Below are 9343 nucleotides of genomic sequence, written 5' to 3'. Positions count from 1 at the left end.
AGGGGTACGGCTTTGTTCAGCGCCACGGTGAACTTGAACGGCTTGTGAACACGCTGGCCTGACGGCTGACCGCTTTGCGGGTCAGTCGGTACAGTCACGATGTGGTCAAAGGCCTGGACCAGCATCTCGTCTTCGTGGCCTTCCACGTAGATGTTACCGACAGAGTCAGCGGTGAAGGCACCGGCAGTGATGTTGCCCTGGGTTTTGCCTTCGATGGCGATATAACAAGGAGTTGGCATCTTAATTTCCCTATAAAAATTCGGAGGAGGTTGTTTACTACGTGGGTAATAACGCAAGGGGTGTGCCAGCGATGGAGTTCAATGAAAACAGTGAGTTAGATGAATCATGAAAAGGGGAGAGCAAGGTATTGCTTGTGGGTTGGGCGAAAAGTTGCTCAGCGAGCAAGATTTGGCCGAAAGATCAGAGAGAAACTCATGGATGAAAACTCGCAGGAGTCAGACAACATTCAAGCGACTGCATTGATAGCATCGAGAAAACAGCAGTTTCGATAAGAGTATAAAAATGAAAGAAGTCGAGTTTTCGGTTGGCGCAGTCACCTTTACCTATTCGCTTAGCGAAGAACAGCAACGCTTTCTGAGATTGGCAGAAGAAACAAAGATCAACCTCAATGACTGGCCGGACTTTTCCGAGAAACTGACAGATACGATTCAAGACGCGATCCCGGATGAGTTGAAATTACCATCACAGAAGCAACTCGATTATGTTCGCACTATCGCTAGCGATCTGAACCTGGCACTACCGAAACACTATGAGGATAGTGCGCTGACATGCCTGTCATTTATCGCCGATCACAAACCAGCACACGATCGTGTACTGGCGGTGTTTAATGGGATTAAGGGGAAGTTGTTGGGGTGAGATATATTAGTCGTCTTTAAAAATATTTAGAACGTGTCCAAAGGAAGGGTTTTCTTCCTGTTCTTGTCTAATCTTCTCAATTGTCTCTGAAAATTCTTCGTCTGACATATCTCTCCAGTATCTAGTAGGGCGCTTAATACATTTGTCGTGCGCTTCTGTTATCGCATCCCTGCTACGTGACGGCTCAAGCACCATGATATCTGGCATTGGCTGGCTAACATCCATATATCGCTGGATCATATTCCAAAGTCGATGATACTCCGCCACCATTTGGTTACTGCCAATCAGTGTGTGTAACGGGACCCCAACAGAGTAGTTGTTGTATCTGTGAGCCAATGTCAAAACATAGTTGAGATGACCCTGTGCAGTAGGAGAAGACATAAGGACACAATCAAACTCTATGAAAGGATGTGTGAAATTCACTTCCCCGTTATCTTTGTATAGCGTGACAGTCCCTTCCGTTCGATTTAAACGAAACAGAGGCTTCGATCGCAGGAATGGAGCAAGGAAAAAGTAACCTTGACTAACTAACTTGTAATGCAAGTAGGGAATAAGAAGTGGGATGAATATATATAATGTAACATCATAAAAATCTTGTTTTCTCTCATCCCAGCCACCCTCTCCAAAGGCCAAGCCCACGAATAGTAGGATGTAAAAGAGCGGGAGGAACAAAAACAAGAAAACTCTGACGAGCGCTGAGAACATAAAGTAGATCTGAGACCACATACTGAAAGATTCTTGAAAAAGCTCTTCTTCATTCCAGAAAAGAGGCTTGATCTTATCCTTCTCTGCTTTCCGCATTGCGGAAGGGGGGAAATCTTTAACTGCAGCGGTTGAAATAGTCTCAGTAGCTATAGCAAAAGGAAATACCTTACCTTTTGATAATAGTTTTCCAACCAGTCCGTTCGGTAGTCTTTTGCTCTGTAACTCAAATGAGCTAGAGTTGAATGGCTTATTAAACATCACTTTAGAATTCATTGACTGTTTTCTCTACTCACCCATCAAACCTCTAGTCTGCCCTCAACATTGGTTTATTCTTGGTGGAGAGTTAACAACTAACTGATTTTCTTAGATTGCAAGCCAGCACATGATCATGTGCTGGCTTTTATTGGGCTTAGCTTAGTGCCAATCAATGGTTTTCCCGGTCCACTTATGAACCTCTTCAGGCCAATGGTCTTTGATTGGGTTAAAGCGAATAGCAAACTGTGAGGGGGAAATAAAAGGCAACAACCCATAAAAGATTGGTGACAAACACCAACCAATCACTTTGGCTTTTGTGTTCCATTCAGGGTTAGGAAAACTAAAGAGCACTTTTTGTTGCATGTTTCCTGTTAGGATACCCTTTTCTCCCTTAGTCATAAATCGGCGGATATACTCCCAATAGGTATATACTTCTCCATGCTCGCCTACCGCAGTTACCAAGTTTAAAGCTACTGGCTGGCTTCCGCATTCTCCTTCTACACAGTGTTTGGGGTACAACCAAAGGTTTAGATTATATGCATCCGAAAAAGCACCATAACCGACATGGTGAGGTGCATACATTGAAGCGATTTCGCATTCACTCCAAGGGATCCGATATAGTGCTTTTTTGTGGTAAACGTAAACCTCCTGATTTTTATGATGGAATCTAACAGGGGTTCGTATTGGTCGAAAAAATTCAACAAAACACAGAACAAATACGAAGATAAGAATGCCTAATTCGGCTGGATCTAAATATAGCCAAGGAGTGTCGTCGCGAAGTAATCTTATAACTAGATATGTAAATAAAAATATTGGGAACATGAAAAATTGTGAAAAGCGAGTCAGAGTTTGCCTGTTATGCACGCTGTTCACTCTCATATCAATGAAATCTCCATGCGTTCCCGCTGAGAAAAGGAGATAAGATGCGTCATAAAACCCGCCTTCATCTGTTTCGTTTTCATCAACTAGCTCCACAGTTTTTGCGGGAGGGCTAAGAACGTCCTCCATGATATGGCTAGTACCAAAACCAGTACTAAAACCTTTTCCTCTTCTTTTGATTGTATTTCTAAAATGCGGCGCGTAGCCTTCTTGCTCGTCTCCGATCCAAAGGTCATCAGAAACTTTATTGATTCTTTTTGGCATGTTTCGCCTCAGTTATTTTTTAACTTCAATGTGTCGGTACTTACATCATCCTGCCAAAAAAGAGCAGCATCATCATTAAGATTAAAAAAAGAGTTTAACGTTACGAATTGGCCTAGGATATATCGAAACGCTAGCGATCTGAATCTTGATTTACCAAAGAACTATGAGAATAGCGCGCTGACATACCTGTCATTTATCGCCGATCACAAACCAGCACGCGATCGTGTACTGGCGGTGTTTAATGGGATAAAGGGGAAGTTATTGGGTTAAGTATAGCTATGGCTAAAGAACATAAGTTTGATTCTCATCGAGATAGATCGTTGGAGTAAGGGTTTGTATTAGCTCCTTGGAGATCTCTTGAGATTTTTTAAGTTCATTTTGGTCTAAAAATTTCTGATTAAATTCACTTGTTATTATATATTCAAAACTAGTAAGCCAACTTCCATAATCGAAATTATTATCATTTCTCATTATATCATTAACTATTGCCCATGCGGCACCTTGAAAAAGAGCATCTCTATCTAGTATTGCTATTCTTGCATAGGCAGGTGCATATCCAAATTTTGTACTCCATATCGGTAATGTTCTTATTCTTTGCCTATCAATGTACTCATCATCTAGAATTGAGTTGTTATTACTTTTGCTATATGAAAGGGCTACATTAATAGAATAGATGTCGTTGTTATTTACAGATAGCATATAAAGAGATTTAATAATGTCTTTATCTTTTTCAGAAAGAATATGATTGCCATCATCAGAATCATAACTTCTATTCCAAACTGGGTAGCTAGCATTTAGTTGATAAAAATTTAGTAGTGTCATTAATGGGTAATAATAATTATCTTTTACACCATCAACGGCAGCTTTTGCCAAAGTACTGAAACTATCTTCCCCTAAAGAAACTCCATTCCCCTTCTCCAACATAACATCATGCTGAAAAAGAGCATATCCAGCTCTAGCATCACCAGTTTCGGCCAATTTTTTCAGTATTACTCTACCCTTTTCTCCCCATTCTTCGCTGCAGTGATGTCCCATATATCGAGTACATTCAATGTTTCTACTGTCTAATCTGATCGCCGCGTATGGGTTACCGAGTTCGGCAGCTTTTTTAAATAATTCGCCGGCAGTATTCCCTGAGTAGATACTTTGTCCGTAGGTAATTTCTGCTAACCAAAACATGGCTTCTGAATCGCCCTTTTCTACTAGAGGTGTTAGTAGAGCTTCGGCTCTCTCTTTGTCTCCGTATTGGATGGCCAGAAGTGGGGAATACATTGGATCTTCTGGGCGATATCGGCTGGCGGCGTAGGGATCACTATTGACCTTGTTGTCATCTAAATATGAAGATAGTTGGAGTGATAGAAAGCTTGGACCTTCCGCAATCTTTTTCTGAAAACCACTGGGGTAGCTTTCAACAGCAATATATGTAGCCAAAATAACAAATAATAGTATAAGAATATTCTTCATTTTAATTTTCATAGAATTTTCCATTTTTTCTCTTTCCAGCCAGGAGTGTTTTTTATTTTCTCTGAAAATTCACTATAGTTTTCGCTGGAAAACTCCCTATACAGCACAGCATCTTTTACGGTTGCAATGTAGGTTTTTTCATTTACATATAATGTCATTCTCGAACATAAGACTAGAGACAATTTATTGAATAGATTTCTTGTCTCTGTTACTCTGAAATTAAGATTATTTGCACCGTTGGTATCTAGTGTGGATATGAAATTAGCTAAGGTACCCCAGCCTTCAGCAAATCTTCTACACTTTTCCATCTGGTTTTGCGCAGTCTCTAAATTTCCTTGCATCAGTATCAAAGATTTTTCAAATTGCGAGCACCTTGAATCTTTATCTTTATCATCTTTTGGAGATATCCATTCCATGATTTTTACTATAGCCTGTGCCTTTAACACTTCATCGTAAAGTACGTCGACATCCTTTTCTAAGAAGTCTGGTACATACTCGGTATTGGGAGAAGCACGCCAAGTGTCATACTTCTTATTGCTCAAACTGAGGAACAATCTTGAGAGTGTTTCTGGTGGCAAATTCTTCACCCATGTTTCCACTTTTGAACTCGGACGTTCGACAATGTGTTTCGCTATCATTGGGGCATAATCTTCTTCTAGTACACTTTGAAGATAATCATTGTAAGTTTTAGTTGGCAGCAGCAAGACCTCAGCGAAAGTCAAACCCAATGCCAAGGCAACGGTGAGGACGCGATTGAGCTCTTCGAAATCTTTGTTGTTGCCATCTACATCAATATCACCCAGTACTTCGACATATTTAAATCCGCTCTCTTTCAAAATCGCGAGTAGACAATCAATAACTCTGTCAGCATTTATCGGGTTGATTTTGATCGCTACTTTCCCGCTAACACCGGGGCCACAAACTAGTCTGGCTGCTGTGATGAGGAAAAACTGTCCATTGTGGAAACCGATCCTCAATTCACCAGAGAAACCAATCCCATAATTGACGGCAAATTGTCCCGAAATGCTCCCAAGTTCAATGAAGTCATAAACATGGTTATCTCCATTTATTCTTACAGAAGGGGGTAACCAAAAGACTTCTTGTGAGCCTACCCCTCCCGCTTCTACTCCGGCAAACAGATCGATTTTCGCGCCAGCGTGGGTTGATACACCTTGAGGTATATTCTGCTGGCTGATATTACGGGTCTGGATAGTATGGCTGCCTTTTACATACATGTTGTAGTCAGGCTCTTTAAATGCTTTTCCTTTGACCCCAATATGCCCTGGTTTTGTTTCTGAAGGTCCAAAAACTAGGTTGCCTGATAGCAAGCAACTAGCACCTGCTACGCCATATATTTTTGTGGATAGCTTTAGCCTGAAATGCCCTGCATCATAGCTCCTAGTTTCTGGCAACTTCGCTTTGTCTGGTTGTGCAACATAATAAATGCGCAAGTTGTACCCGTTCTTCTCTGGAAGATATGTAGAGAAGGATATTTCTCCGCTCATTAAAGTGAGTCTAGCTTCCGTTGACGCAGAACCACTAAGCGAAATGTCTGTGCTCAGTTCATCCAACTTACTGCCAGGTAGGTTGAGATCACCTGCTCTGCTTACTGTAAGTCTCAAAAACTGAGCTTGGGCGTTAGCTATGTAAGCAGACGACTTTCCATTTGGACCAACTCCATCCTGCCAGTGATAACTGTCATGCCAGAAAGACTTATCAAAAGTAATGATCTGATCACTTAGATTTAAGGGGTTTTTTCCATTAAGAAAGCCTTTCCTTACAATTTCAAGTGCGCCATCTAATTTATGCCCTGGTGTGTCAGGGTTCATTATCGGATCTGCAAGGATGACGCTTTCAGTAATATCCTTGACATTACCTAAGTGGGAGTTGTCGGAGGGGCTTGGAATAAACCAACTAGGGCCCCTTACCCAGCCTAATTCCCCGTCTGATATTAGACTACACTCAATTGCCTGCAGGTTTGCAACTCCTGCTTCATTTTTGAATATGCCTCTCTTCATCTCCTTCGCTTTGTATTCTTTTTCATCCCATATTAGATGAAGGCTTTTGGGCATATCATCAACTAAGTTGATGTTTTTTATATCTCTATCTGTGGCGCGTTTTTCAGCAATTTTTTGTAGCTTATTTAAACGGTTGAGGGCAATTTTTTTTATGGTTATTAGCTCGTTAAAAATTCCTGGTACTGAATTGTTCCCGTTAAGAATTGCTCCTAGCGAAGACATGTGTTTCGACAAAGTCCGATCTAGTATTTTGACCAGAGCGAGTGTTGGGTAGTAAGCCCATGAAATGTTGTTAGATGCACGATTAATAGCATCTTGGGCAACGTCTGATCCTGTAGGGATACCAAGTTCTTTGAGTAGAGCAGCCCTTAACGAAGCTTCCCGTTCAAGACTGTAATTATCAAGAGAGGCAGCTTTCACACCAAAAAAAGAGGTTAAATTGTCATTTTTTCGCCATTTTTCAAACTGGCTAGAACTTGATAATGCTATTGGTCCTTGATGTTCGGGGAGTGTACCTTCTAGCTCATCAAATGTTAGACATTGCTCTTTTATTACATAACCTAGGCTGTTCAACCTTCTAAGCGCCAAAGTTAAACTATTGGCATATAGAAGTTCTGGAGGTATTGCCGAGCTTAACCCTATTGATATGTGAGAATTAACCTTGGGTACATCCGTAAGCCATACTTTTTTGAGACGATTTAGAGCTTTGTCATGTGGAGTTAGTGCAAGTTCATCTTCGCTCCATCGACGAGCATTGAATAAATCTTTAATATGTGTGGAGACGGTTTTTTGCTTCTCACTAGTAAAATACTTCTGCTCTTTATCCCAGACAAAATTGGTACCGTCCTTAGATACTATTGTTCTCGCTTCTTTTACCGCCTTTTCTTTCAATTCTTCAATTGAGTCGTTTAGATGCTCTAGGACTCCGTGGTGAGCAGCAAGCCTAGCCCTTTCCATTAGCTGAGCCTCTTTTTCTTTTTCTGCGATCTCTTCTATGAAATCAGCGGCTTCTCCGATTGTTCTAAGCAGCACGACTGAAGGAGTGTAATCTAGATAAAATTGTTTGAACTTTTCCCAAAAGACCTTGCGACCAAGTAGTTTTTTGTAGTCTAGGTTTTCCTGTTCAGCGACGGAAATAATAAAACCATTCTCTCCGCCATTTTTATAGAGTTTCGCAGCGCCAGAATTTATGGTGCTAATAAGCCACTCTAGGTGGCGCAGTCTTTTAGCATCTGTATCTACGAGAAAAGCTTCATGAGGTTTCATTTCAAATTTTGATAAGATCCCGAGGTTGTTTAAGTTTTGTAGTGATGCTTCTCGACTGTCACTAACCATAGCTTCGGCTAATAGCGACATTTCTTTCTTAATGGCATTTTTCGCAACATCTGTGACGGCATACCATTTTTTTCCACCATCTTTGTTTCCAGGATGTGAGGGAACATAGAGGATGTCGACAAACTCAGGTGTACTGAAACTACAAAGATCTTTACCACAATTCTCTGCCTCGGGTGCTTCTGGAAGCGGTATCCTTTCCCCTGTTTTTATCTCTATAGGAGCTGCTTCATTGCCAGAAAGTTTTATAGTTTCTCCTGCGTAGATAAAGTCAATGTTTTCTATCTGGTCACTATTTAGATGGGCAATGTCTTCTATTTTTACGCCAAACTTCTGGGCGATAAGACTCAGGCAGTCATCTTGCTTGATTACATAGGTACGATATTGACCAGACATATTGCTAAGTTAACTCCCTAAAAATTGGCGAATGAAGACGTAATGGTGAACGGGATATTTCTTTTTTAGGTATGGATTTTTGCTTTGGAGCTTCGAGAGTTCTGAACTTCCCACTAGGGGATAGCCATCCTAAAACTTTGAAAGGATGAATTATCGAGGTTAAGTCTCTCTTTGAGATTTTCTCTCCATAACTATCCCAAAAAGCTGGTGAGTAATATCGATAAAATATGGGGTGCTCATCGATAACAACTGTTAGTAGGCTTCGCAGATGCTCAACGAGTTGATAAGGATCTGCTTGTATATTTGCCTGCAGAAATATGCAGCTTGAAGATAAAACCTCGTCTTTAGTCAGGCGTTCTTTGAGCGCAAAACTTGCCTCAACTGGAGAGGCAATAGGAGATATTTCGTGTATATGCTTATAACTTCCGCCTTCAAACAGTGTGAATGTTTCAGCAGTCGTTTCGTATGTATACAGAAAGCTTGAAATGTCGGGCACGCGGACTTTATCAGCGACTATCCAATTGCTATAGCCACTTTGGTGAAAAAAATGGTCTAAAGACTTATCCACTTTAACCTCTACCAAGACAGGGACAGTCAGTGCGAGGGCAACTCCCATCTGTTCTTTTCTGGCATAATTTAGCGAGCGGCTGATCTGCTAAAGACATGTAGGTTAACGCATCGGGTGACATTAATTTCGGGTTGGCAGCATACTGAGTTGCGCTAAAAAGAACTTGCTCAGCTTCTTTAGGGGATTTCTCTGCTTGAACCCCACCTGGCAAAATCGGCATCACTCCACCAAACCCCGAACCAGATCCTGCACTTCCACCCGAGTTGATGTTGATAACAGAACCCACGATATGAACGCCTGATGGATCTATCTTGACGAAGTTGCCACCGACTTTGAGCGTGACTTCTGTATAAGCCTCCAGCACTGATTTATGACCACTCTTTAGGTGGATCTCGCTGCCTGCTTCGTTTAGCAGGGCGGCCCCCGCTTTAATATGTAGGGAGCTGTCAGTGACGATAGTTTTGTCACTTTTAACGTGTGTCAAGGTGTTGCCATCGACAGTTAAATGATCGTCAGCTTTGATATGCTGGAACCTTTCATTCTCCACATCCAGATGGAGGTCATGTTTGATGTTGTCCTTGCGGTC

General features: G+C 41.4%; 7 protein-coding genes and 1 pseudogene. 1 reads left to right on the top strand and 7 read right to left on the bottom strand.

Translation table 11 applies throughout. The features are described 5' to 3' along the window. A partial coding sequence (gene tssD, locus RN22_RS15235; protein ID WP_046305580.1) for a type VI secretion system tube protein TssD occupies positions 1 to 239 on the bottom strand: 239 nt, incomplete at its 3' end. A 283-nt stretch (positions 240 to 522) separates the two neighbouring features. Between tssD and RN22_RS15230 the strand changes: the two genes are divergently transcribed. Continuing rightward, positions 523 to 876, top strand: coding sequence for a hypothetical protein (locus RN22_RS15230; RefSeq protein WP_046305579.1), 354 nt, complete (start codon positions 523 to 525; stop codon positions 874 to 876). 6 nt (positions 877 to 882) lie between these two features. On the opposite strand, the gene RN22_RS15225 is transcribed toward RN22_RS15230, so the two are convergent. From RN22_RS15225 to RN22_RS25170, 6 genes and pseudogenes are all read right to left on the bottom strand, one after another. After that, on the bottom strand, positions 883 to 1854 hold the full coding sequence (locus RN22_RS15225; RefSeq protein WP_231590909.1) for a hypothetical protein: 972 nt from the start codon (positions 1852 to 1854) through the stop codon (positions 883 to 885). A gap of 141 nt (positions 1855 to 1995) precedes the next feature. Further along, positions 1996 to 2979 (bottom strand): DUF6708 domain-containing protein, encoded by a 984-nt coding sequence (locus RN22_RS15220; RefSeq protein WP_046305578.1) that lies wholly within the window; start codon positions 2977 to 2979, stop codon positions 1996 to 1998. A gap of 282 nt (positions 2980 to 3261) precedes the next feature. Beyond that, entirely contained in the window at positions 3262 to 4455 is a 1194-nt protein-coding gene (locus tag RN22_RS15215) for a hypothetical protein (RefSeq protein WP_046305577.1), read from the bottom strand. Then, positions 4452 to 8189 (bottom strand): LysM peptidoglycan-binding domain-containing protein, encoded by a 3738-nt coding sequence (locus tag RN22_RS15210; protein WP_046305576.1) that lies wholly within the window; start codon positions 8187 to 8189, stop codon positions 4452 to 4454. Before RN22_RS15210 ends, RN22_RS15215 begins: the two co-directional genes overlap by 4 nt. Before the next feature lie 4 nt (positions 8190 to 8193). Beyond that, positions 8194 to 8757 (bottom strand): DUF4123 domain-containing protein, encoded by a 564-nt coding sequence (locus tag RN22_RS15205; RefSeq protein WP_046305575.1) that lies wholly within the window; start codon positions 8755 to 8757, stop codon positions 8194 to 8196. A gap of 1 nt (position 8758) precedes the next feature. Beyond that, positions 8759 to 9343 (bottom strand): annotated as a pseudogene (locus RN22_RS25170) (type VI secretion system tip protein VgrG); the annotation flags it as partial.

Origin of the sequence: Grimontia sp. AD028, assembly GCF_000973155.1 — a bacterium.
Taxonomy (GTDB): Bacteria; Pseudomonadota; Gammaproteobacteria; order Enterobacterales; family Vibrionaceae; genus Enterovibrio; species Enterovibrio indicus.
The sequence above is the reverse complement of the archived record's forward strand: the minus strand, read 5'-3'. Positions and strand labels throughout refer to the sequence as shown.